Source organism: Arthrobacter sp. BB-1 (assembly GCF_006151685.1).
In the GTDB taxonomy this organism is placed as follows: domain Bacteria; phylum Actinomycetota; class Actinomycetes; order Actinomycetales; family Micrococcaceae; genus Arthrobacter.
Genome location: NZ_VDEV01000018.1, coordinates 19,615 through 42,743, shown reverse-complemented (window position 1 = coordinate 42,743; position 23,129 = coordinate 19,615). Strand labels below are relative to the sequence as shown.

The following is a 23,129-nucleotide window of genomic DNA, read 5'->3' as shown; positions in this document are numbered from 1 at the left end:
GCCAGGTGGGCCAGGGGAACCCTTTTTCTCAAACAGGCGGTGTCCGGCCTGTCGTCGGCCTTTGCGGCGCAGCGGCTGCAGCTGGCTGCCAAAGCGGCTCTTGCGGCCGGCCTCGCCTTCGCCCTTGCGCCGCACATGCCCGGGGCCGCCGCGAACTATCCGTACTATGCGCCCCTGGGTGCGCTGGTGGCGATGTACCACAATGTTGCCGGTTCGGTGCGGCAGGGACTCCAGGCCCTTGCCGGTCTCGCGGTCGGCATCGGCCTGGCGTACGTGTTGGTTACCGTCACGGACCCGTCACCGTTCGCCGTCGCACTCATCATGGGCATAGGAGTGTTGCTCGGCGGCCTGCCGGGGATCGGCTCGGGCAGTGACTGGATTCCGACGGCGGCGCTGCTGGTTTTGCTTGTCGGCGGCAGCAATCCGGACGACTTTTCGTTCGGCTACCTCCTGCAGATGGGTTTCGGAGTTGCCGTTGGAATCGGCATCAACTTCCTGGTCTTTCCGCCGCTGCACCTGAACGCCGCGGCTGCCAGCCTGGATGAGCTCCGCCTGGCCCTCGGCCGGCAACTCAGCGACATGGGAGCGGCCCTTAAGGAAGAGTGGCCACCCAAACATGAGGACTGGTCCAGCCGTTCAGACGAACTTGCCGCTGCGGCGCGCTCGGTCCGGCACCTGGTCAAGGAAGCCGATGCGAGCCGGCGGGCGAATCCCAGGCGCAAACTGCATCCCCGCGACGTCGACCTTGATTACCGCAACCTGCGCGAACTGGAGAGGGTGACCTTCCACATCCAGGACATCACGGACGTGCTGTCCGACGTCATCTGGGACAGCGAGGCACCGTACAGCGTTCCCCTGCAGGACAACGGTCCCCTGGCAGACGCTTTGTCAGCAACGGGCGACCTCCTGCGCTCGTTCAGCGAGGACGATGCCTCGGCACAGGATGGGCACTTCGAGGCGGCAAGGGCGGCGGTGGAAGCCTGCATGGCTGCCACCGCCGGAAGGCCGGCGGAGCAGGGAATAGTTCCCGCGTCCGAATCGGTCCTGCTGAGCCTGCACCGCATCCTAAGGGCTGTCCGGACGCCCGGCTAGAGGGCGCTGACCGAGCCGCTGAAGTGGCGGCGGCCCGACCTGGGATTCCATGCCACGAAGTCGGAGCGTGTCCGCGTACCGGCATCGCCTTCTTCCGTGCTGATCTCCAAGGCAACTACCCCGGGAAGGAACACCGGGGAGTCGAAATCGACGTCCCAGGTGAAGGAATCTCCACGGGACGGACCTACGTCGGCGAGCGCCCTGGCCGCCAGGTACATGCCGTGGGCTATGGACCGCCGCATCCCCAATGCCTTGGCGGACAGCACGCTCAGGTGAATGGGGTTGAAGTCGCCGGATACCGCTGCGTAGGCGCGGCCGGTATCCACGCCAAGCTGCCAGAGTGCCGTGGGATCCGGCGCCTTGAATTCCGCCCGCGCGGGGGCCGGGGACGGCTTATCGATTCCAGGGAGGAAGACTCCCTTGGCCAGGTAGGTGGATACCCCCAGCCAGGACGCCTCCCCTGCACCTGACAACCGCACTTCCGCCACGACGTCCACCTGTGTCCCTGCACGGTGTCCGCGGAGGTTCTCAACCCTCGCAGAGATATCCATGGTGTCCGAGAAGAGCAGCGGGGAACGCTGCTGAACGCTGTTACGGAGGTGGATCATACCGAGCAATGGCAGGGGGAAGTCGTCCCTGTTCAGCACGCTCATGGCCAGGGGGAAGGCGAGGGCGTGGATGAATCCGGCAGGCAGGACGTCGCTGGCCGTCTCCCCGATCAGGTGCTGGTAGGCGGTCAGCGTGGCAACGTCCACGCCGACCCCCCGCACTTCATGGCTTTCGGCGGGCAGGACGGATCCATCCTGGGCGCCCAGCAACCGCCGGCGTGCGGCCTGGGCCGCGGCGTTGACGTAGAGCTTGGACAGCGAGGGCATCTCCCCAAGGATGACCGGCTGGGCGGCCGTCATGCGCCCACCATGTTCTGCCCGCAGACCCGCAGCACCTCACCGTTGATGCCGGCCGCTGCATCAGTGGCAAGGAAGGACACGGCCTCCGCAACATCCACCGGCAGTCCGCCCTGCTGCAGCGAGTTCAGCCGCCGGCCGATCTCGCGGATGGCAAAGGGGATCCGGGCGGTCATCTCGGTTTCGATGAACCCCGGGGCCACTGCGTTGATGCTGCCGCCGAGCGCGGCCATGTGCGGAGCAGTGGACCTGACCATTCCCATGACCCCGGCCTTGGATGCCGCATAGTTGGTCTGCCCCCGGTTGCCGGCGATGCCGCTGGTGGAAGCAATTGACACGATTCGCGGCGATTCCCGAAAGTGCTCCGAGGAGAGCAGCGCGTCGTTGATACGGAGCTGTGCGGTGATGTTGATGCTGATCACCGAGTTCCACCGGGGCTGGTCCATGTTGGCCAGCAGCTTGTCGCGCGTGATGCCGGCGTTGTGGACCATGATGTCCAGGCGGCCGTGGCGCTGCGCGGCATGCTCAACAATCCGTTGTCCTGCGTCGTCCCTGCTGATGTCCAGCTGGAGCGCGGTCCCCCGTACCTCGTTCGCCACCGCCGCCAGCTGGTCGCCTGCCGCGGGGACGTCCACGAGGATGAGCGTGGCGCCATCGCGCTGCAGGGTGCGGGCGATGGCCGCTCCAATGCCGCGTGCTGCTCCGGTGACTACCGCAATCTTGCCGGCCAGCGGTTTTTCCGGGTCACTGGCAAGTTGTCCGGATGTGCCGGACACCGTCACAAACTGCCCGTCCACGAAGGCCGAACGGCCGGAGAGGAAGAACTGGAGTGCTGCAAGGGCACTGGGGCTGGTGGCCTGGATCCCGCTCCTCAGGACAATGCCGTTGCCTGTGGCGCCGGCGCGGAGTTCCTTTGCCAGCGAGCGGAGGAAACCGTCGATCCCTTGCCGGGCAGCGGCAGCTGCAGGGGAATCAGCGTCCGACGCCGGCCTGGACACCGTGACCACGCGACCACCGGGGGCAAGATCCCGCAGTGAGGCAGCTGCCGAGAGAATGGGCTTTTCGAGGTCCCCTGGGTGTGCCACTTCATCCAGCACCATGATGATGGCGCCCAGTTTTTCGCGCGGTACTGCGTGCCGCCGGACATCAAGGTCCCAGGAAAGGAGTTCGGCGGACAGGGCATCGGCCCCCTGTGTGCTTCCCTGGACCAGGATGGGGCCGGTGATCAGGGGCTGTCCGGCCGCGTAGCGCCGAAGGAGCGTGGGCTGGGGCAGTCCGAGCTTCCTGGCCACATTCCTGCCCAGGCCCTGGTTTACCAGTTGTGCATACTTGTCTGTCACCTGGACCCCCTACAGCGATTCGAGAACAGCCACGACGCCCATGCCGCCGGCCGCGCAGACCGAGACCAGGCCGCGCGCGGGCCGGCCATCAGCGCTGCCCTTGGCATGCAGCTGTTTGGCCAGTGAAGCCACGATCCGGCCGCCGGTTGCGGCGAAAGGGTGGCCGGCGGCCAACGAAGACCCGTTCACGTTCAGCCGGGACCGGTCGATGCTGCCGAAGGCGCCCTGCAGCCCAAGGCGGGTACGGCCAAACTCCTCGTCCTCCCATGCCGCGAGGGTACTGAGGACCGTGGCTGCGAAAGCCTCATGGATCTCGAAGAAGTCAATGTCCGCCAGCGTGAGGCCTTGGCGGGCCAGCAGCCGGGGCACGGCGAATACGGGTGCCATCAGCAGGCCGTCCTTGCCATGGACAAAGTCCACTGCAGCGGCCTCTGCGTCCACCACGGCAGCAAGCTTAGGCAAGTCATGGGCGTCCGCCCAGGCCTCCGAAGCCAGCAGGACGGTGGAGGCTCCGTCCGTCAGGGGGGTGGAGTTGCCTGCAGTCATGGTGGCCGCGGCACCGAGGTTCTTGCCGAAGACCGGCTTCAGGGTAGCGAGCTTCTCAAGCGACGTATCCGCGCGGAGGTTGCCGTCCCGCACCAGGCCCCGGTAGGGCGTCACAAGGTCATCGAAGAACCCGGACTCGTAGGCGGCGGCCAGGTTCTGGTGGCTCTTATAGGCCAGCTCATCCTGGGACTCGCGGGTGATCTTCCACTGCGCCGTGGTCAGGGCCTGGTGCTCGCCCATTGAAAGGCCGGTCCGCGGCTCGGCGGTGCCGGGAGCCAACGGGGCCAGGTCCTTGGGCCGCAGCCGGCCGAGGATCTGCAGCCGCTGCGGCAGCGTCTTTGCCCGGCTGAGGTCCAGGATCACTTCGCGAAGGCCCTCGCTGACCACGATCGGAGCATCGGAGGCGGAATCCACCCCACCGGCAATGGCGGAATCGATCTGGCCCAGCTTGATCTTGTTGGCCAATCCCACTACCGCCTCCAGGCCGGTGGCGCACGCCTGCTGCAGGTCATAGGCAGGGGTCTCGGCGGAGAGCGCGGAACCCAGGACCGCTTCGCGGGTGAGGTTGAAGTCCCTGGAGTGCTTGAGGACCGCACCGGCGGCCACTTCCCCGATGTGCTCATCCTGCAGTCCGAACCGGGCGATGAGCCCGTCCAGTGCCGCGGTCAGCATGTCCAGATTGGAGGACTTTGCGTAGGCGCTGCCGGCGCGGGCAAACGGAATCCGGTTTCCTCCGACGATTACTGCCTTGCGGAGGCCAGGGGTTCCTGCAGCCAGGCTGCCTGCTTCTTCGGGTCCAGCTGTGGACTGTCCGTCAATGGACATGGATATCTCCTCGGGTCACGTGCGGTTACCGATACCCAGCGTACCTGATACGCTGAGTATCGTGAACAACCACGACAACGGCGCAGCCGCCCCGCCTGCACCCGGCAGCCCTGACGGGCGCTCTTCGCGCTGGCAGAGCCACCGGGAGGAACGCCGCAGGGAGCTGATCAAGTCCGCACGGCGTGCAGTACACGTGCTGGGCAGCGACGCCTCCATGGAAGAGATCGCTGCCGCAGCCGGCACCTCGAAGTCCGTTTTCTACCGCTATTTCGGTGACAAGGCCGGGCTTCAGCAGGCCGTAGGCGAAGTTGTCCTAAGCCAGATGCAGCGCCGGATCCAGGAAGCCGCCCAGAACGCGGACACTCCGCGCGAAGGCCTCTTGGCCATGGTCTCCGCCTACCTCCAGATGGCGGACACCAGCCCGAACGTCTACACGTTCGTCACCCGGTACGGCAGCGGCGACCCGGAGGGTTCCTCGGGCGCAGTGTCCGGGGCGCTCGGACATTTCTTTGACGCCGTGGCCGACATGATTGCCACCCCCATGAGATCGCACCTGGGCGACGGCAAGCAGGCAGTGATCGGCTACTGGCCCAAGGCGGCTATCGGACTGGTGCGCAACGCCGGGGAACAATGGCTCAGCACTCCGGACTCCCCTGCCAAGCCCGGCCAGGAGGCGATGGCACGGCAGATCACAGCCTGGCTGTGCGTAGGCATCGCCCCCGAACTCTCACCCTCGGCGCGCGGATGACCCCACACTGCCCGCCAGGCAAACACGACCCTCAGCCAACGTAACCAACCACCCGTAACCACCAAGCACTGTCAGCACCAACGAAGGACATTGACATGACTGAAGTAGTGGACCGTCCCACCGGCAAGGGGAAGCGCGCTGCAGCCCCGCACCTACCGGTGCCGGGCAGCGCCAGGCCGCAGCCCGCCGTCGACGTCGAAACGCTGGGCAGGCAACTGCTCGGCAAGTGGGCCGCAGTGCGGCTCCAGGCCCGGGACCTTGCGGCCCGCCCAGAGCTTCACAAAATCGAGGGCCTGACCCATAACGAGCACCGCGCCCGGGTGTTCGGCCAGCTGAAGTACCTCGTCGAAAATGAGGCCGTGCACCGCGCTTTTCCTAAAGCCCTGGGCGGCGCCGACGACCACGGCGGCAACATCGCCGGCTTCGAGGAACTCGTGGTGGCGGATCCCTCGCTGCAGATCAAGGCAGGGGTGCAGTGGGGCCTGTTCGGCTCGGCCGTCATGCACCTTGGCACCGCCGATCACCATGCGAAATGGCTTCCGGGCATCATGAACCTGCAGATCCCGGGCTGCTTCGCCATGACCGAAACGGGACACGGCTCAGACGTGGCCAGCATCGCAACCACGGCCACCTACGATCCATCCGCGGAGGAATTCGTGGTGCACACGCCGTTCCGCGCCGCGTGGAAGGACTATATCGGAAATGCCGCCATTGACGGACTGGGCGCCGTGGTGTTCGCCCAGCTTGTCACCCGCGGCGTCAACCACGGCGTCCACGCCTTCTACGTGGACCTGCGTGATCCGCAGACCAGGGCGTTCCTGCCGGGCATCGGTGGCGAGGACGACGGCATCAAGGGCGGACTCAACGGCATCGACAACGGGCGGCTGCACTTCACCAACGTCCGTATCCCCCGCACGAACCTCCTAAACCGCTACGGCGACGTCGCCCCGGACGGAACGTACACCTCCCCCATCGCCAGCCCGGGCCGGCGGTTCTTCACCATGCTCGGCACCCTGGTGCAGGGCCGGGTGTCGCTGGATGGTGCGGCGGTGGCAGCCTCGAAGGTGGCACTGCAGGCAGCCATCCGTTACGCCTCCGAACGGCGCCAATTCAACGCCTCCTCACATACGGACGAGGAAGTCCTGCTCGACTACCAGCGGCACCAGCGCCGCCTCTTCACCCGGTTGGCCACCACGTACGCCGCCGGGTTCGCGCATGAGCAGCTGCTGCAGAAGTTCGACGACGTCTTTTCCGGCGCGCATGACACGGACGCCGACCGCCAGGACCTGGAAACCCTTGCCGCGGCATTGAAGGCCCTCAGCACCTGGCACGCGCTGGACACGCTGCAGGAATGCCGGGAAGCGTGCGGCGGTGCCGGCTTCCTGATCGAGAACCGGTTTGCGTCACTACGGGCGGACCTTGATGTCTATGCCACGTTCGAGGGCGACAACACCGTGCTGCTGCAACTGGTGGCCAAACGCCTGCTGGCCGACTACGCCAAGGAGTTCCGCAACGTGGACTTCGGCGTGCTGGCCCGCTATGTGGTGGGACAGGCAACCGGCGCCGCCATCCACCGGACGGGGCTGCGCCAGGTGGCCCAGTTCATGGCTGACACCGGGTCCGTGCAGAAGGCGGCGATCGCCCTGCGCGACGAGGAAGGCCAGCGCGAGCTCCTCACCGACCGGGTGCAGACCATGGTGGCGGAAGCGGCAACAGCGCTGAAGGGCACAGGCCGGCTATCGCAGGAGAAGGGCGCCGCGCTCTTCAACCGGCACCAGAACGAGCTGATCGATGCCGCGCAGGCGCACGCCGAGCTGCTGCAATGGGAGGCCTTCACCGACGCCCTCCGCGAGGTGGAGGATCCCGGCACCAGGATGGTGCTGACATGGCTGCGTGACCTCTTTGGCTTGTCGCTGATCGAAAAGAACCTGTCCTGGTACCTCATGAACGGCCGCCTTTCCATGCAACGGGCCCGGACCGTGGGTGAATACATCAACAGGCTGCTTGTGAAGATCCGCCCGCACGCGCTGCACCTCGTGGATGCCTTTGGCTACGACGGCGACCACGTGCGCGCGGCAATTGCCACTGGCGCCGAGAAAGAACGGCAGGACGAGGCAAGGGCCTACTTCCGACGCCAGCGGGCCAGCGGCGAGTCCCCGGTGGACGAGAAGGTGCTGCTGGCCAGGACCGTTGCGGCGAAACGGAACTAATTTCCGGCTGACGGCATGAATTCCGACGGCGCCGCTCCCCCCGCGAGGGGAGCGGCGCCGTCGTGATTAATTACGAAGGGGTCGCTAGCCCTTGGACGGCAGCACCGAGCGGTACACCTCAAGGGTGGTCTCGGTGATGGACTCCCAGGAGAAGTGCTTCTCGGCGCGCAGCCGGCCGGCCTGGCCCATGGCGCGCGCCCGCTCCGGATCGGAGACAACCTCGGTGAGGGCGGCCGCGAACTCGGTGACGAACTTTTCCGGATCGAGGGGCGTCCCGGTGCCGTCGGTGACCTGCTCAAGGTCAACGAGGAGTCCGGTCTGGCCGTGCTCCACGACCTCCGGTATACCGCCCGTGGCGCTGGCAACCACTGCCGCCCCGCACGCCATTGCTTCCAGGTTCACGATGCCGAGCGGCTCATAGATGGACGGGCAGGCGAACGCGGTGGCGTGGCTGAGGACCTGGATGAGCTCGTGCCGTGGCAGCATGCGCTCAATGAGCACCACGCCGGTCCGCTGGCTCTGCAGGTCCTCGATCAGGCGGGCGGTCTCGGCGGCGAGCTCCGGGGTATCGGCCGCCCCCAGGCACAGGACCAGCTGGACGTCGGCGGGCAGCTTGGCTGCGGCCCGCAGCAGGTAGGGAACACCTTTCTGGCGGGTGTTCCTGCCCACAAAAACCACGCTGGGCTTGGCCGGATCGATGCCCAAGGCACGGACGGCGTCGTCATTTTCGTCACGCTGCCACAGCTCGACGTCGATGCCGTTGTGGACCACCTTGACCTTCGCGGGATCGACGTCCGGGTAGCTGCGCAGGATGTCCTGCCGCATGCCTTCGGAAACTGCGATGATTGCTGCCGCCGCCTCGTAGGCAGTCTTCTCCACCCAGGACGAGAGCGCGTAGCCGCCGCCGAGCTGTTCGGCCTTCCAGGGGCGGAGGGGCTCCAGGCTGTGGGCGCTGAGGACATGCGGGATGCCGTGCAGCAGGGACGCGAGGTGGCCTGCCATGTTGGCGTACCAGGTATGCGAATGGACCACATCCGCGCCTTCCACGTCCGGGACGATCCGGAGGTCCACCCCGAGGGTCTGCACCGCGGCGTTGGCCCCGCCGAGGTCCTCCGGTACCTGGTAGGACGTCACGGTGGCGCCATGATAGTCGGTGTCGCGGGGAGCACCAAAAGCACGAACCTGCAGGTCAACATGCTTACTAAGCACCCTGCTCAATTCGGCCACGTGGACTCCGGCGCCACCGTAGATCTCCGGCGGGAACTCTTTAGTCACAATGTCTATTCGCACAAGACCCAAGGTAGTCCTTCACGCTTAACTGTTCTAGTGTGAAGGAGTCCGGGCATGCCGGACTGTCTTGGGGAGTTACGAAGGCGTACAGGAGCGACCATTATGCCGTTGAACAAAAGAGTCCTGGCCATTGTCCTCGCGGGCGGCGAGGGGAACAGGCTGATGCCACTGACGGCAGACCGGGCCAAGCCTGCCGTACCCTTCGCAGGGAGCTACCGCCTGATCGACTTCGCGCTGTCCAACCTGGTGAATTCGCGGTACCTGCAGATCGTCGTGCTCACGCAGTACAAGTCCCACAGCCTGGACCGCCACATCTCGGAGACCTGGCGAATGTCCACCCAGCTGGGCAACTATGTGGCCTCGGTTCCGGCGCAGCAGCGTGTGGGCAAAAGCTGGTTCCTGGGCAGCGCCAACGCCATCTACCAGTCCCTGAACCTCATCCATGACGCCAACCCCGACATCGTGGTGGTGGTGGGCGCGGACCACGTCTACCGCATGGACTTCGCCCAGATGGTGGCGCAGCACGTGAACAGCGGTGCCAAAGCAACGGTCGCTGCCGTCCGGCAGCCACTTCACATGGCCGACCAGTTCGGCGTGATCGAGGTGGATCAGAACGATCCCCAGAAGATTTCGGCATTTGTGGAAAAGCCTGCCAGCACTCCCGGCCTGGCAGCCGATCCCTCCCAGTTCCTGGCTTCCATGGGCAACTATGTCTTTGACGCCGACGCGCTGGTGGCGGCGCTCCATGTCGACGCAGAACGGCTGGACACCAAGCACGACATGGGCGGGGACATCATTCCCTACTTCGTGAACCAGGGCGAAGCAGATGTCTACGACTTCACCCTCAATGACATTCCCGGCTCCACAGAACGCGACCGCACCTATTGGCGCGACGTGGGCACCATCGACTCCTTCTACGATGCCCACATGGACCTCATTTCCCCGCTGCCGGTCTTCAACCTCTACAACTCCGAGTGGCCCATCTACACCCGGCAGAGCATCTCACCCCCGGCCAAGTTCGTCCGCGGCCAGAACAACACCGTTGGCACCGCCCTGGACTCGATCGTCTCCAGCGGGGTGGTAATCTCCGGCGGCGTCGTGGAGGGCTCCGTCCTGTCCAACGACGTCTATGTGGCCACCAGCAGCCGGGTGATCGACTCGGTCCTGATGGACAAGGTCCAGATCGGCGAGGGCGCCGTGATCAACCGCGCCATCATCGACAAGAACGTCAAGGTACCGGCTGGGGCGGCGATCGGCCTTGACGCGGACCTGGACCGTGCCCGTGGTTTCAAGGTCACGGACTCCGGAATCACGGTCCTGTCCAAGGGCCAGGAAGTTCCAGAACCCGGTGAGGATGAGCGCAAGCTCGCGGCCGCCAACCTGCACCTAGTGCCCAACGCCGTCAAGGCAGCGGCTGCGCAGTACCCGGATGTGCGCGATTCCGTGGACAAGGTTGCTGCGACGCACGCTGCGGCGGCCGCGGACGCCGCGCCGCGCGTCCGCCTCTCCTGACCACTGCCCGGGAGCGCTCCTACAGGGCGCTCCCCGGCAGCCGCCCGCCCCGTTGACGGTGGGGCCGGCAGGGAGCCCCAGGCTGTAAAATCGATACAGTGAGCTCCCCCGATCTGACCCCTGAGGAAATCCAGGCCTGCCTCAAGGTCCTGAATACCATCCATGCCTACGACGAGGAGCACCCGGATTACGTTTCAGTGCGCCGCGCCACCGGGAAAATGTTCAAGGCCGTCAAGCGGCACCGCAGGGTCACCAAGCGCGACCTGATCTCCGAAGCGGACCGGGCTGTCATCGCCCAGACCGCAACCGCAGCCCCGGACCGGATCGACGACGAGACGCGCGGCAACAAGCTGGCCACCTCAGCCACCGGCAAAGTCGCCGGCCACCTGATCCGCTCGCGCCCGTGCTACATCTGCAAGCAGCACTACACGCAGGTTGATGCCTTCTACCATCAGCTGTGCCCCGACTGCGCTGCCTTCAGCCACAGCAAACGCGATGCCCGGACCGACCTGACCGGCCGCCGCGCCCTGCTGACCGGTGGGCGGGCCAAAATCGGGATGTACATTGCGCTTCGACTGCTCCGTGACGGCGCCCACACCACCATCACCACGCGCTTCCCCAAGGATGCCGCCCGCAGGTTCGCCGCCATGGAGGACAGCGGCGAATGGCTGCACCGGCTCCGCATCGTGGGCATCGACCTCCGCGATCCCGCCCAGGTCATGGCCCTCACGGACTCACTCAACGAGGCAGGCCCGCTGGACATCATCATCAACAACGCGGCGCAGACGGTACGCCGTTCCGGCAATGCCTACAAGCCGTTGGTGGACGCCGAGGATGAACCGCTTCCGGCGGCACTGGAACAGGCCAACGGCGGTCCCGAGTTGGTGACCTTCGGCCACGCACATGACAAGCACCCCCTGGCGTTGGCCAGCAGCGTGACGGAGCACCCGGTCCTGGCCGGGGATGCCATCACATCGCTGGCACTATCCACGGGATCAGCCTCCCTGGAACGCATTGCGTCAGGAACGGCCATCGACGCCGGCGGGCTGGTTCCGGACCTGGCCACCATCAACAGCTGGACCCAGGTGGTGGACGAGGTGGATCCGCTGGAGATGCTCGAGGTGCAGCTCTGCAACGTGACCGCGCCCTTCCTGCTGGTGAGCCGGCTGCGGGGCGCCATGAAGCGGTCCACCGCCCGCCGGAAATACATCGTCAACGTCTCGGCCATGGAGGGCCAGTTCTCCCGCGCCTACAAGGGCCCGGGCCACCCGCACACCAACATGGCAAAGGCTGCACTCAACATGATGACGCGCACCAGCGCCCAGGAAATGCTGGACAGCGACGGCATCCTGATGACTGCCGTGGACACCGGCTGGATCACCGACGAGCGTCCGCACTTCACCAAGGTCAGGCTCATGGAGGAAGGCTTCCACGCCCCCCTTGACCTGGTGGACGGGGCCGCCCGTGTGTACGATCCCATCGTCATGGGAGAGCACGGTGAGGACCAGTACGGCGTGTTCCTCAAGGACTACAAACCCAGCCCCTGGTGAGGGTAAGCTCGCGGCATGAGCGCCGAACCAATACCTGAAGTCCAGAACCTTGAACACCACGAGTGCTGGGCCGCGCTCCGCACCGTGTCCGTCGGCAGGCTGGCGGTCCTGGTAGCGGGACGCCCCGATATCTTTCCCATCAACTACACGGTTGACCGGGGCACCCTGGTGTTCCGCACCAGCGAGGGAACCAAACTCTCCGGCGCCTCGGAGGACGCCCCGGTGGCGGTGGAGGCGGACGGCGTGGATCCCAACACCGGCCTGGCCTGGAGCGTGGTGGTCAAGGGCACGGCCGCCATCGTCACCGGCACGGAGCAGGTCCTGGAAACCGCGCAGCTCTTCCTCTTCCCCTGGCAGGCAGGCAAAAAGGACATCTTCGTCCGGATCACACCGGACACAGTGACGGGCCGACGCTTCAAGGTGACGGAACCGATGACTTGGTGGACCCAGCTCAGCGGCGCGGTGAAATCCGCCCAGGAATAAACGCCGTCTGCCGGGCCAGCCCGCGGAGCTGGCCCGGCAGACGCTGTCCGGGGAGACACGCCCGGTCAGGCGAGCTGCGTGATCTCCACGCTGACGCTCAGGGCCGAACCGCCCCCGCCCGACAGAATGCCCTTCAGCGGCGGCACATCGCGGTAGTCCCTGCCCCGGGCCACCGTGACATGGAAGTCCCCGGCCGGCTTATGGTTGGTGGGGTCCCAGCTGCGCCAGTCGCCGTCCCACCACTCCAGCCACGCATGCGACTGCCCGGCCACAGTCTCTCCGATGCCGGCGCTGGAGCGGGGGTGAAGGTAACCCGAGACGTAGCGCGCCGGGATGCCGCAGCTGCGCAACGCACCGATGGCCAGGTGGGCGAGGTCCTGGCAGACGCCCTGCCGCTGGCCCCAAGCCTCTTCCGCGTTGGTGGTGACCGCTGTGGAACCGGACATGTAGGTCATTTCGCCGCGCATCCACTCGAACACGGCCATGGCGGCCTCGTGCGGGTTCTTCCCGGCCACCACTTGCGGGATGATGCCCAGGACTTCGTCACCGGGACCGCTCAGCCTGGACTGGGGAAGCCAATCGCTGAAGGTGTTGAGCTTCTCGGGTGAGGCCAGGACGTCCCAGCCGGCAATGTCAGACTCCGACGGGATTTTCTCGGCGCGGTGGACCTCCACGGTGATGTTGGAAACCACTTCAAGGTGTTCGTGCGGCATCTGCATGTCGAACGCCGTGACCCTGGTGCCCCAGTAGTCGCGGTAGGTGCTCACGGCAGCCTGCGACGGCGACACCTTGACCACGGACTCGAGCACCACCTGCTGGGAATCCGTCAGCGGGGTCATGCGGGCCTCGTTGTAGGACAGGGTGACCCGTTTGTTGTACTTGTAGGCCGTCTTGTGGACGATGCTCAGCCGGGTCATGAAACTTCTCCCACCCAGGCAAGTTCATCCGCCTGATTGAAGTACTTACGGGAAATTGCGTCCGAGGCCTGCGAGACGGCCTTCTGCACGCGCTCCATGTGCTCGGGCAGCTCGGACATCAGATCGTCCGTCCGGTGGAACTCAAGGAACGTCCGGGCCTGGCCCACAATCCGCCGCGCATCGTTGATGAACCCCACCCGCTGGGCGGACGGATCAAGCTTTGCCAGGCACTCGTCAGCGTCCCGCAGGGCGTAGACGATGGACCGCGGGAAGAGGCGGTCCAGCAGCAGGAATTCCGCCGCGTGCTGGTCCCCGAAGGCAGCACGGCGGGTGCGCAGGAAAGACTCGTACGCCCCGGCGCAACGGAGCATGTTGACCCATGACATGCCGGCGGACAGGACATCCCGGGTGGACAGCATGCGGGCCGTCATGTCGGCCCGTTCCAGGGAGCGGCCCAGCACCAGGAAGAGCCAGCTTTCGTCATGGCTGACGGTGGTGTCCGCCAGGCCGCTGACCATGGCCGTCCGTTCAAGGGTCCAGTTGCAGAACCGGTACGTACCGACAACGTCCTTGCGGTGCTGGCTCAGCCCGTAATAGGTGGTGTTCAGGCTCTCCCAGAGCCCGGAGGACACAGTCTCCCGGGCACGCCGGGCGTTCTCCCGCGCGGCACCCAGGGATCCGGCGATGGAGGTGGCGCTGGTTTTGTCGTAGGCAAGCGCGTGGAGGAGTTCGGGCAGGCCAAAATCCTCGCTCTGCGGCCTTGCCCCCATGACCGCCAGGAGCTCCTGGGCCACGCTCTTGCGTTCGTCCATGGGCAGGTGGTTGAGGCGTTCGAGGTGGACGTCGAGGATGCGGGCGGTGCCGTCCGCACGCTCCACATAGCGGCCGATCCAGAAAAGGGACTCGGCAATACGGCTAAGCATTCGCGGCTACCTCCTGCGTGCCCGAAACTGGAAAAGATACTGCCCGGGCAAGGGCCCGGCTCACTGCTGCTGCTCCGACTGGCGGTCCCGCCAGTTGCTCTCCACCGGCCACACGGAAACACGCTCCCGGACAGAAATGGAGGGCCGGGGCACGGTTTCCACCGGCACTTGGGGAGAGTCCGCCAGGACCCAGGTGTCCTTGGATCCGCCGCCCTGGCTGGAGTTCACAATCAGTGAACCCTCCTTCAGGGCCACGCGGGTCAGGCCGCCCGGGAGGACCCAGACATTGTCCCCGTCGTTTACCGCAAAGGGCCGAAGGTCCACGTGGCGGGGGCCGAACTTGTCCCCGCTCAAGGTGGGGACCGTGGAAAGCTGCAGCACCGGCTGGGCGATCCAGCCGCGCGGATCCGCAATGATTCGCTGCCGGAGCGCGTCCAGTTCGTCCTTGGAAGCATCCGGCCCGATGACCAGCCCCTTGCCGCCGGAACCATCCACGGGCTTGACCACCAGTTCGGCCAGGTTGTCCAGGGTGTACTCGCGGGATTCCTTCTCCTCCAGGCGGTACGTGTCCACGTTGGCGATGATGGGTTCCTCGCTGAGGTAGTAGCGGATGAGGTCAGGGACGTAACTGTAGACCAGTTTGTCGTCCGCGACGCCGTTGCCCACAGCGTTGGCGATCGTCACCCCGCCGGCCCTGGCTGCGTTGACCAGTCCGGGGCAGCCGAGCATGGAGTCGGAGCGGAACTGCAGCGGATCAAGGAAGTCGTCGTCGATGCGCTTGTAGATGACGTCCACGCGCTGCTCGCCTGCGGTGGTGCGCATGTACACGCGGTTTCCGCGGCAAATGAGGTCGCGGCCCTCCACCAGCTCCACGCCCATGAGGCCCGCCAGCAGGGTGTGTTCGAAGTAGGCACTGTTGAACACGCCGGGGGTCAGAACGACGACGGTGGGATCATCCACCCCGGACGGCGCGGTCTTGCGCAGGGCAGAGAGCAGGCGCCGCGGGTACTCCTCGACGGGGCGGATGAGCTGCTGGCCGAAAGCCTCCGGCAGGCCCTTGGCCATGGCCCGGCGGTTCTCCAGGACGTAGCTCACGCCCGAGGGAACGCGGACGTTGTCCTCCAGCACCCGGAACGTTCCGGCGGCATCACGGACGACGTCGATGCCCGAAATGTGGACCCGGACGCCGCCGGCAGGCTCGAAGCCGTGGACCTGCCGGTGGAAATGCGCACTGGTGGTCACCAGCTGCCGCGGAATCACGCCGTCGGCCACCACGGTCATTTTGTCGTACACGTCGTTGAGGAACGCCTCGAGCGCGCGTACGCGCTGCGCGACCCCGCGCTCCAGCACATCCCACTCCCCCGCCGGAATGACCCGGGGAACGATGTCCAGCGGGAAGGGGCGCTCCTCCCCCGCGAAGTCGAAGGTCACGCCGCGGTCCAGGAAGGTGCGCGCCATTGAGTCTGCGCGCGCGCTGACATCGGCCAGGGAGAGCTTGCGAAGGGCGTCCGCCACCTGCCCGTACGAGTCCCTTGCCTGTTGCCCGGGGGCGAACATCTCGTCGTAGGCTCCGGACCGGCCGGCGGCCACGGAGTAATCCTGGAATAGGTCTGACATGTCCAATAGCCAACCATCTTTTTGTTTCGAATTCATTACTGCCATCCATTGTGGCGTGTTGGCGGAGGTCCCCTGGTTCGTGCATTCCGCGTCTTTTCCGGCACAGTAGGTGAGTGCCAGCCAGCAGATCTTATCCTGAGCCCGCCCGTGGCCTGTCCGGACGGGCGGAGAGGCTGCTCCCGGGACTGGCGGGTGCCGCCATTGCGGTGGCCGCCGCGTTCCTGGTCCACCGGCTGGTGCCCGTGCTGCCGGCCATGACGCTGGCGGTGGTCCTGGGCGTCCTCGCCGCGAACCTGCCTGTTGCCGGAGCCTGGACAGCCGGCAGGGCCCGGCCCGGGCTGGACTTCGCCGGGAAACACCTGATGCGCGGCGGAATCGTCCTGCTGGGCCTGAAGGTCAGCATCATGGACGTGCTGGGCCTGGGATGGCTGTCACTCGTCCTGATCGTTGGCGTGGTGGCGGCGAGCTTCGGCGGGACGTACGCCATCTCCCGGCTCTTCCGGCTGCCGCCGGTGACCTCGCTCCTGGTGGCCACCGGATTCTCCATCTGCGGTGCTTCGGCGATCGGCGCCATGGCGGCCGTCCGCCGGATCCGGCACGTCGACACCGTCCTGCCGGTGGCCCTCGTGACACTCTGCGGAACCCTTGCCATCGGCGTCCTTCCCCTGCTGGTCCATCCCCTGCGGCTCAGCGCGCCCGTGTTCGGCGCCTGGACGGGCGCGTCGGTGCACGACGTCGGCCAGGTGGTGGCCACGGCGCAAACGGCGGGAACGGCGGCGCTGGGCATCGCCGTCGTGGTCAAGCTCACCCGGGTGCTCCTGCTGGCTCCGGTCGCAGCAATCGCCGGCGCGCACCACCGTCTTGCACCCCGGCCGGCGGACACCGGGGACGGCCGGAACACCAAGCTTCCGCCGGTGGTGCCGCTTTTTGTCCTGGGATTCGTGGCCATGGTGGGGCTTCGCTCCACGGGGTGGCTCGCGCCGGGATGGCTGGAGGCCGGCGGCGCGCTGCAGGACATCCTGCTCGGCGCCGCACTGTTCGGGCTGGGGTCCGCGGTGCGTGTCCGGACGCTCCTCCACACCGGCGGACGCGCGCTCCTCGCGGCCCTCGCATCGTGGTTCCTGATTGCCCTCCTAGGACTGGCGGCAGCCCTGCTGATCGCCACGTGATTTCGGACACCCGCTGCGTGATTAGATAGCTGGGTGTCACATGAGAATCTGCAGCGCGATGAAGCCGCCGAACGTTCAGCCCTGATCAGTACCACCAGTTACGACGTTTCGCTGGACGTGCGGCACGCTGCGGATCCGGATGTTGCCGGCTATCCGACCCGGAGCGTCATTACCTTCACCGCAGCCGAACCAGGGGCAGCGACGTTCCTGGACTTCATCGGAGATGTCCACAGCGTGGTCCTGAACGGCGAGGAACTCCGCGTGGGGGACGTGGCGGACGGCGCCAGGATCAGGCTGGAGAACCTGCAGCTGCACAACCACGTGGCAGTCGCCGGGACCGCGCTGTACAGCCGCTCCGGTGAGGGCATGCACCGGTTCGTCGATCCCGCGGACGGGCAGTGCTACCTGTACACCCAGTACGAGCCCGCGGACGCTCGCCGGGTCTTCGCCAACTTCGAGCAGCCCGACCTCAAGGCCACGTACACCTTCCACGTGACGGCCCCCGCCGGCTGGCACGTCGCCTCCAACGGGGCGGGGGCGGACCGGTCCGCGCTTCCCGGCGACCCCGCCGCGGCGCGCTGGGACTTCGCGGCCACAGGTCCGATGTCCACCTACATCACCACCGTGCTGGCGGGCCCCTACTTCAAGGCGGAGGACCGCTGGCAGGGCACGCTCGACGACGGGACCTCCCTGGACGTGCCGCTCGCCCTGTACTGCCGCGCTTCGATGGCGGACTCTTTCGACACGGACGAACTCTTCCGCCTCACCAAGAACGGCCTGGACTTCTTCAACCGGCTCTTCGACTACCCCTATCCGTGGGGCAAGTACGACCAGGCCTTCGTGCCGGAATACAACCTCGGCGCCATGGAGAACCCGGGCCTGGTGACGTTCACCGAAAGCTACGTCTTCACCTCGCGCGCCACCGACTCCCAGTACCAGGGGCGGGCCAACACCCTGATGCACGAGATGGCGCACATGTGGTTCGGCGACCTGGTGACCATGCAATGGTGGGACGACCTGTGGCTCAAGGAATCCTTTGCCGACTACATGGGAACCCTGGGCGTGGACCAGGCAACGCACTGGGACACTGCCTGGGTGACCTTCGCCAACAAGCGCAAGGCGTGGGCTTACCTCCAGGACCAGCTGCCCACCACGCACCCGATCGTGGCGGACATCCCGGACCTGGAGGCCGCCAAACAGAACTTCGACGGCATCACATATGCCAAGGGCGCCTCGGTGCTGAAGCAGCTGGTGGCCTACGCCGGATTTGAGGCGTTCATTGCAGGCTCGCGGGCCTATTTCCGGAAGCACGCCTACGGCAACACCACGCTGGCGGACCTGCTGGAGTCGCTCAGCGCTGCCTCCGGGCGTGACCTCGCCGGCTGGGCGCAGAAGTGGCTGCAGACCTCCGGCATCTCCACGCTGTCCCTGGACACCGCGCCGCATGCAGCGGGCGACGACGGCAACCTGGGGGCAGTGGCAATCGTCCAGGAGGCCATTGATCCGGTCACGGGACGGGAAGAGCTGCGGCCGCACCGGCTTCGAATCGGCTCCTACGACTTCGACGCCGGCGGCGCCCTGGTCCGGACCGGGAGCTTCGAAACGGATGTGGCCGGGGCGCGCACGGACCTGCCGCAGCTTTCCGGGCAGCCCCGCCCTGCGCTCCTGCTGGTGAACGACGAGGACCTCACCTACGCCAAGGTCCGGCTCGATCCGGGCTCCGAGGCCACGGTCCGTTCCTCCCTGGACCGGCTCGCCGACCCCATGGCCCGGGCACTGTGCTGGACGGTGCTCTGGAACTCGGCACGTGACGGTGAAAGCCCGGCATCCCGGTACGTCGAGGCCGTTGCTGCGTTTGGTCCATCCGAAACCGGCATCGGTGTGCTGCTGAACATCCTCGAGAACGCAAGCACCGCGGTTGAACGCTACACGCCCGCCAGTGAGCGGGCATCTGTACGTGCAGCTTTCCTGGCCACCGCGGCTGCCCGGATGGACCAGTCAGAACCCGGTTCGGACCAGCAACTGGCCTGGGCGAGGACCCTGGCCACCCTCAGCCGGGAGGACGACGCCATGGTGTCCCGGCTGCGCGGCCTCCTGGACGGCACCGTTGGGGTGCCCGGACTGGCGGTGGACGCGGAACTGCGCTGGCACTTCTGGCATGCCCTCGCGGCGCAGGGCCAGGCCGCCGTGGAGGAACTGGACGCCGAGCTCGCCCGGGACACCACGGCCTCCGGGAGGGCCGGCCATGCTACGGCGATCGCTGCCCGCCCGGACAAGGACGCCAAGGCCGCCGCCTGGCAGGCGGCTGTGCACCGGAACGAGCTCTCCAACCAGCTCCTGGGCGCCACCATCAACGGGTTCACCACGTCCCCTGCGGAGCTGCTGGAGCCTTACGTGGAGCCATATTTCGAGTGCCTGCGCAGCGTGTGGGAGAGCCGCAGCATCGAGATCGCCGGCCGGATCGTCCGGGGACTGTATCCGCTTGCACAGGACCTGGCGGGGGGAACGGCACCGGCGGAGCATCCCGTCATCCGGCGCACGGACACGTGGCTGGCAGACAACGCGGACGCTCCCCGTGCCCTGCGCCGCATCATCATCGAGCAGCGCAGCCACCTGCTGCGGGCACTCAACGCCCAGGCCGCCGTCGTAAGTACACCATCAATTGCTCCGTAACCGCCGTTTTCAGCGCTCATAACGGCAGTAGGTGGGCCCATGCCGGCAGGGTTCCCTGGCCGAACTTGTGAGGTTAGGGGCCGGCGGGACAATGAATGCGCTCAGGGGACGCGGTGCAGCCAGCCTGCCGTGCCGAACTTGCTGCCGACGCGTTCATGGGCGGTGCCCAGTTCCGCTTCGGTCAGCTGTGACGGCGTTGCACCGTAGCGGTCGGTGAATACCTCGCTCATGGCGGCGATGATGGCGGTGCGGGCCAGGCCGGTCTGGCGCCGCAGCGGGTCCACCCGCTTCTTTGCGCTGCGGGTGCCCTTGTCGGAAAGCTTCTCCTTGCCGATCCGCAGCACCTCGACCATCTTGTCGGCGTCGATGTCGTAGCTCATGGTCACATGGTGCAGCATGCCCCCGTTGGCCAGCCGTTTCTGCGCTGCCCCGCCGATCTTTCCCTGGTCCGTGGCGATGTCGTTCAGCGGCACGTAGAACGCGTTGATGCCGAGCTTTTGCAGCGCCGCCATGACCCAGGAATCCAGGAACGGATAGGAGTCGGCGAAGCTGATGCCGTCAACAAGGGTCTGCGGCAGGTAGAGGGAGTAGGTGATGCAGTTGCCCGCCTCCATGAACATTGCTCCCCCGCCGCTGATGCGCCGGACCACGGTGATGCCGTGCTTCTCCACGCCGGCCGGGTCCACCTCGTTGCGGACAGACTGGAAGCTGCCGATGACCACGGACGGCTCCTGCCAGTCCCAGAAGCGGAGCGTGGGGTTGCGTCGGCCCGCGCCAACCTCCTCCGTGAGGACCTCGTCGAGGGCCACATTGATCTCGGTGGGCAGGACGGTGGGTGCTATGACATTCCACTCGTGGTCCGCCCAGGAGGTCGCCTTGGCGAGGGCGAGGGCGCGGCGGACGGTGACGGCGACGGCGTCCGCGGAAAAGCCGAACAGGGCTGCGCCGGCCGGAAGCGACGATGAGACGACGGCGGCAAGTTCGGCCGCCGTTGTTGTTTCAGGCAGTCCCGCCAGCCCGCGGTTGATGTCCAGGAGTGCCTCGTCCGGCTCCAGGAAGAAGTCGCCGCTGACGCTCACGTTGGCCAGCCGGCCACCGATGACGTCCAGGTCCACCACCACGAGCTTGCCGCCGGGCACTTTGTATTCGCCGTGGCGGCTGGAGGCGGAACGGCGTGCTGGAGGAGGCATGGCGGTCATGCCATCAATCCTGCCCCAAAAGCGGCGCACGCCAGTAATGGGTGGCGGGAACGCAGAAAGCCCGCACCGTTGACCGGTGCGGGCTTTCCCAAAGAACCTTGCGGAAGGTGGTTACTTCTTGCCGCCGAAGCCCTTGAAGCGGGCGTTGAAGCGCTCGACGCGGCCTGCGGAGTCCATGATGCGCTGCTTGCCCGTGTAGAACGGGTGGGACTCGGAGGAGATTTCGACGTCGATGACCGGGTAGGTGTTGCCGTCTTCCCACTCGATGGTCTTTGAGGAAGAAACGGTGGACTTGGTCAGGAACTTCGTGCCGGAAGCCAGGTCGTTGAAAACAACAGCTTCGTACTTCGGGTGGATATCAGACTTCATAATGGGACCTTTGTTCGCACAACTGGATTTTGCCAGCTGCCAGGTATGAATGGGATGGCCGTGTTCTGTGCCGTGAAGCGCAGGGCAGCCAGCTATCAATAATAGCGGATAACCACTGTGCCCGCGAACGGCGTTCCGGCCCTAGTCCCGGGGGCGCAGCTCCCAGAAGGCCACCGCCGATGCCGCCGCAACATTCAGGGAGTCCACGCCGTTTCGCATGGGGATCTTCACGGCAAGGTCGACGGCGGCGAGCGTCCCGGCGCTCATTCCGGCGCCTTCCGTGCCGAGCACCAGGGCGAGCTTTTCCGGGTTCCGGGCAGCCACCGCGTCCACGTCCTGCGCGTCCTCGGTGAGCTCCAGCGCTGCAACCGTGAACCCGTGGTCCTTGAGCAGGAGGAGATCCTGGGGCCAGCTGGTTAGCCTGGCCCACGGCACCTGGAAGACGGTGCCCATGCTCACCCGGACGCTCCGGCGGTAGAGCGGGTCGCCGCAGCGGGGGGAAACGAGGACGGCGTCGATGTCCAGCGCGGCGGCGGAGCGGAAGATCGCGCCAACGTTCGTGTGGTCCACAATGTCCTCGAGGACGGCCACCCTGCGGGCACCGGCCAGCAGCTCCGGCAGCGGAACCGGGGCCGGGCGCTGCATGGCCGCCATGGCGCCGCGGTGCAGGTGGAAACCGGTGATCTCCTCCAGCAGGGCGGCGCTGCCAATGAAGGCGGGGACCTGCGGGTGCGCGGCCAGGACGTCCTGCAGGTCCTCCAGCCACTTTTCCGCGAGGAAAAAGGAGCGCGGCTGGTGACCCGCCGCCAGCGCCCGGCGCAGGACGCGGGAGGATTCGGCAATGTACATGCCTTCAGCCGGTTCCCGGAGCTTGCGCAGGTGCACGTCGGTGAGCTGCGTGTAGTCGGAGACCCGGGGGTCCGCGGCGGATTCGAGATAGTGGATTGTCACCGGGTGATTATTTCAGCAGATTGGCGATCATGAATCCGAGGGCCACCAGGCCCAGGGCCAGGATCACGCCGCGCAGCACTGTGGGCGAGAGTTTGCGGCCCACCTTGGCTCCAACGAGCCCGCCGATGCTGGAGCTCACGGCAATCAGGAGCACCACCAGCCAGTTGATCCGGTCGAACGCGAATAGGACGTAGGACACCGCAGCCACCAGGTTCACGCCCAGGACCAGGATGTTCTTCATGGCATTGGCGTTCTGGATAGTGCCGGTAAGGAAAATGCCGAGGATGCCGACCAGCAGGATGCCCTGGGCAGCGACGAAGTACCCGCCGTAGACCCCGGCCGCATAGACCAGAACCACCAGGAGGATACCGTGCCGCTTGTCCCGGACTGCGTGCTCCGGGTTTTCCTCCCGGGAACGCACCCACGCCTGCAGGCGCGGCTGGAACACCACCATAAGGAGGGCAAGGACAATGAGGACGGGGGCTGCGTAGTGGAAGACCCTCTCAGGCAGGTGCAGGAGCAGCCATGCACCGGAGATGCCGCCCAGGAGTGACGCGGGCAGGAGCCGCATCAGCTGGCGGCCGCGGCCCTTCAGCTCGCGCCGGTACCCGAACGCTCCGGCTGCCGTGCCGAAGACAAGGCCCATGGCGTTGCTCATGGAGGCCACAACCGGGGCGACGCCAAGGGCGATGAGCACGGGGAACGTCACCAGGGTGCCGGAGCCCACGACGGCGTTGATGGTTCCGGCCCAGAGGCCGGCGATGGACACAAAGATGCTGCTGAGAAGATCCAAGGTGATGCAGTGCCGCG

The 23,129-nt window shown here is 66.4% G+C and carries 19 protein-coding genes; 8 read left to right on the top strand and 11 right to left on the bottom strand.

The window, feature by feature from the left end:
* Nucleotides 1-39 precede the first annotated feature (39 nt).
* Nucleotides 40-1,092: an aromatic acid exporter family protein gene (locus FHJ30_RS10100; RefSeq protein WP_139029198.1), complete on the top strand. Its 1,053-nt coding sequence runs from the start codon at nucleotides 40-42 to the stop codon at nucleotides 1,090-1,092.
* Here FHJ30_RS10100 and FHJ30_RS10095 read toward each other — a convergent pair.
* From FHJ30_RS10095 to FHJ30_RS10085, 3 genes are read right to left on the bottom strand one after another with little or no spacing between them, the layout of a single operon-like run.
* On the bottom strand, nucleotides 1,089-2,000 hold the full coding sequence (locus FHJ30_RS10095; protein ID WP_139029164.1) for a MaoC/PaaZ C-terminal domain-containing protein: 912 nt from the start codon (nucleotides 1,998-2,000) through the stop codon (nucleotides 1,089-1,091). The genes FHJ30_RS10100 and FHJ30_RS10095 overlap by 4 nt on opposite strands.
* Entirely contained in the window at nucleotides 1,997-3,337 is a 1,341-nt protein-coding gene (locus tag FHJ30_RS10090; protein WP_139029163.1) for a 3-oxoacyl-ACP reductase, read from the bottom strand. The genes FHJ30_RS10095 and FHJ30_RS10090 overlap by 4 nt, the downstream gene beginning before the upstream one ends.
* A gap of 9 nt (nucleotides 3,338-3,346) precedes the next feature.
* Complete coding sequence (locus tag FHJ30_RS10085; RefSeq protein WP_139029162.1) at nucleotides 3,347-4,708, bottom strand: acetyl-CoA C-acetyltransferase; 1,362 nt, start codon at nucleotides 4,706-4,708, stop codon at nucleotides 3,347-3,349.
* Here FHJ30_RS10085 and FHJ30_RS10080 point away from each other — a divergent pair.
* The gene (locus tag FHJ30_RS10080) at nucleotides 4,707-5,456 is read left to right on the top strand and encodes a TetR/AcrR family transcriptional regulator (RefSeq protein WP_240793664.1); all 750 of its coding nucleotides are present in this window, start codon (nucleotides 4,707-4,709) and stop codon (nucleotides 5,454-5,456) included. The genes FHJ30_RS10085 and FHJ30_RS10080 overlap by 2 nt on opposite strands.
* A gap of 95 nt (nucleotides 5,457-5,551) precedes the next feature.
* A complete protein-coding gene (locus FHJ30_RS10075; RefSeq protein ID WP_139029161.1) occupies nucleotides 5,552-7,666 on the top strand; it encodes an acyl-CoA dehydrogenase in 2,115 nt (704 codons plus the stop codon).
* A gap of 84 nt (nucleotides 7,667-7,750) precedes the next feature.
* Here FHJ30_RS10075 and glgA read toward each other — a convergent pair whose 3' ends face one another.
* A complete protein-coding gene (glgA, locus tag FHJ30_RS10070) occupies nucleotides 7,751-8,956 on the bottom strand; it encodes a glycogen synthase (RefSeq protein WP_139029160.1) in 1,206 nt (401 codons plus the stop codon).
* A gap of 102 nt (nucleotides 8,957-9,058) precedes the next feature.
* Here glgA and glgC point away from each other — a divergent pair, with 102 nt between their 5' ends.
* The 3 genes from glgC (at nucleotide 9,059) to FHJ30_RS10055 (ending at nucleotide 12,501) form a co-directional block, all read left to right on the top strand.
* Nucleotides 9,059-10,468, top strand: coding sequence for a glucose-1-phosphate adenylyltransferase (glgC, locus tag FHJ30_RS10065; RefSeq protein WP_139029159.1), 1,410 nt, complete (start codon nucleotides 9,059-9,061; stop codon nucleotides 10,466-10,468).
* A 98-nt stretch (nucleotides 10,469-10,566) separates the two neighbouring features.
* Complete coding sequence (locus FHJ30_RS10060) at nucleotides 10,567-12,018, top strand: SDR family NAD(P)-dependent oxidoreductase (RefSeq protein ID WP_139029158.1); 1,452 nt, start codon at nucleotides 10,567-10,569, stop codon at nucleotides 12,016-12,018.
* Nucleotides 12,019-12,033: 15 nt separating this feature from the next.
* Nucleotides 12,034-12,501, top strand: coding sequence for a pyridoxamine 5'-phosphate oxidase family protein (locus FHJ30_RS10055; RefSeq protein ID WP_139029157.1), 468 nt, complete (start codon nucleotides 12,034-12,036; stop codon nucleotides 12,499-12,501).
* Nucleotides 12,502-12,566: 65 nt separating this feature from the next.
* On the opposite strand, the gene FHJ30_RS10050 is transcribed toward FHJ30_RS10055, so the two are convergent.
* The 3 genes from FHJ30_RS10050 to FHJ30_RS10040 are packed head-to-tail and all read right to left on the bottom strand — an operon-like array spanning nucleotide 12,567 to nucleotide 15,958.
* On the bottom strand, nucleotides 12,567-13,418 hold the full coding sequence (locus FHJ30_RS10050) for a transglutaminase family protein (protein ID WP_139029156.1): 852 nt from the start codon (nucleotides 13,416-13,418) through the stop codon (nucleotides 12,567-12,569).
* On the bottom strand, nucleotides 13,415-14,341 hold the full coding sequence (locus FHJ30_RS10045; protein WP_102975536.1) for an alpha-E domain-containing protein: 927 nt from the start codon (nucleotides 14,339-14,341) through the stop codon (nucleotides 13,415-13,417). The genes FHJ30_RS10050 and FHJ30_RS10045 overlap by 4 nt, the downstream gene beginning before the upstream one ends.
* 60 nt (nucleotides 14,342-14,401) lie before the next feature.
* Entirely contained in the window at nucleotides 14,402-15,958 is a 1,557-nt protein-coding gene (locus FHJ30_RS10040) for a circularly permuted type 2 ATP-grasp protein (RefSeq protein WP_139029155.1), read from the bottom strand.
* A gap of 113 nt (nucleotides 15,959-16,071) precedes the next feature.
* On the opposite strand from FHJ30_RS10040, the gene FHJ30_RS10035 reads away from it, so the two are divergent.
* On the top strand, nucleotides 16,072-17,127 hold the full coding sequence (locus FHJ30_RS10035; RefSeq protein WP_171058984.1) for a YeiH family protein: 1,056 nt from the start codon (nucleotides 16,072-16,074) through the stop codon (nucleotides 17,125-17,127).
* A gap of 33 nt (nucleotides 17,128-17,160) precedes the next feature.
* Nucleotides 17,161-19,800: an aminopeptidase N gene (gene pepN / locus FHJ30_RS10030; RefSeq protein WP_139029154.1), complete on the top strand. Its 2,640-nt coding sequence runs from the start codon at nucleotides 17,161-17,163 to the stop codon at nucleotides 19,798-19,800.
* A gap of 101 nt (nucleotides 19,801-19,901) precedes the next feature.
* Here the strand turns inward: pepN and FHJ30_RS10025 are convergent, their stop codons facing one another.
* From FHJ30_RS10025 to FHJ30_RS10010, 4 genes are all read right to left on the bottom strand, one after another.
* Nucleotides 19,902-20,999 carry a biotin/lipoate A/B protein ligase family protein gene (locus FHJ30_RS10025; protein WP_139029153.1) on the bottom strand — a complete coding sequence of 366 codons (1,098 nt, stop codon included), beginning with the start codon at nucleotides 20,997-20,999 and terminating at the stop codon, nucleotides 19,902-19,904.
* Nucleotides 21,000-21,110: 111 nt separating this feature from the next.
* Nucleotides 21,111-21,368, bottom strand: coding sequence for a type B 50S ribosomal protein L31 (locus tag FHJ30_RS10020; RefSeq protein WP_066275740.1), 258 nt, complete (start codon nucleotides 21,366-21,368; stop codon nucleotides 21,111-21,113).
* A 141-nt stretch (nucleotides 21,369-21,509) separates the two neighbouring features.
* Entirely contained in the window at nucleotides 21,510-22,319 is an 810-nt protein-coding gene (locus FHJ30_RS10015; RefSeq protein WP_139029152.1) for an RNA methyltransferase, read from the bottom strand.
* Nucleotides 22,320-22,326: 7 nt separating this feature from the next.
* Nucleotides 22,327-23,112: a sulfite exporter TauE/SafE family protein gene (locus tag FHJ30_RS10010; RefSeq protein WP_139029151.1), complete on the bottom strand. Its 786-nt coding sequence runs from the start codon at nucleotides 23,110-23,112 to the stop codon at nucleotides 22,327-22,329.
* Nucleotides 23,113-23,129: the final 17 nt, after the last annotated feature.

Excerpts from the sequence above, each read along its gene's own strand:
- FHJ30_RS10095 (WP_139029164.1), bottom strand. The coding sequence starts at position 2,000 with ATGACGGCCGCCCAGCCGGTCATCCTTGGGGAGATGCCCTCGCTGTCC.
- FHJ30_RS10040 (WP_139029155.1), bottom strand. The coding sequence starts at position 15,958 with ATGTCAGACCTATTCCAGGATTACTCCGTGGCCGCCGGCCGGTCCGGA.
- FHJ30_RS10025 (WP_139029153.1), bottom strand. The coding sequence starts at position 20,999 with ATGACCGCCATGCCTCCTCCAGCACGCCGTTCCGCCTCCAGCCGCCAC.
- FHJ30_RS10050 (WP_139029156.1), bottom strand. The coding sequence starts at position 13,418 with ATGACCCGGCTGAGCATCGTCCACAAGACGGCCTACAAGTACAACAAA.
- FHJ30_RS10055 (WP_139029157.1), top strand. The coding sequence starts at position 12,034 with ATGAGCGCCGAACCAATACCTGAAGTCCAGAACCTTGAACACCACGAG.
- FHJ30_RS10020 (WP_066275740.1), bottom strand. The coding sequence starts at position 21,368 with ATGAAGTCTGATATCCACCCGAAGTACGAAGCTGTTGTTTTCAACGAC.
- FHJ30_RS10085 (WP_139029162.1), bottom strand. The coding sequence starts at position 4,708 with ATGTCCATTGACGGACAGTCCACAGCTGGACCCGAAGAAGCAGGCAGC.
- FHJ30_RS10080 (WP_240793664.1), top strand. The coding sequence starts at position 4,707 with ATGGATATCTCCTCGGGTCACGTGCGGTTACCGATACCCAGCGTACCT.
- FHJ30_RS10045 (WP_102975536.1), bottom strand. The coding sequence starts at position 14,341 with ATGCTTAGCCGTATTGCCGAGTCCCTTTTCTGGATCGGCCGCTATGTG.
- FHJ30_RS10075 (WP_139029161.1), top strand. The coding sequence starts at position 5,552 with ATGACTGAAGTAGTGGACCGTCCCACCGGCAAGGGGAAGCGCGCTGCA.
- glgC (WP_139029159.1), top strand. The coding sequence starts at position 9,059 with ATGCCGTTGAACAAAAGAGTCCTGGCCATTGTCCTCGCGGGCGGCGAG.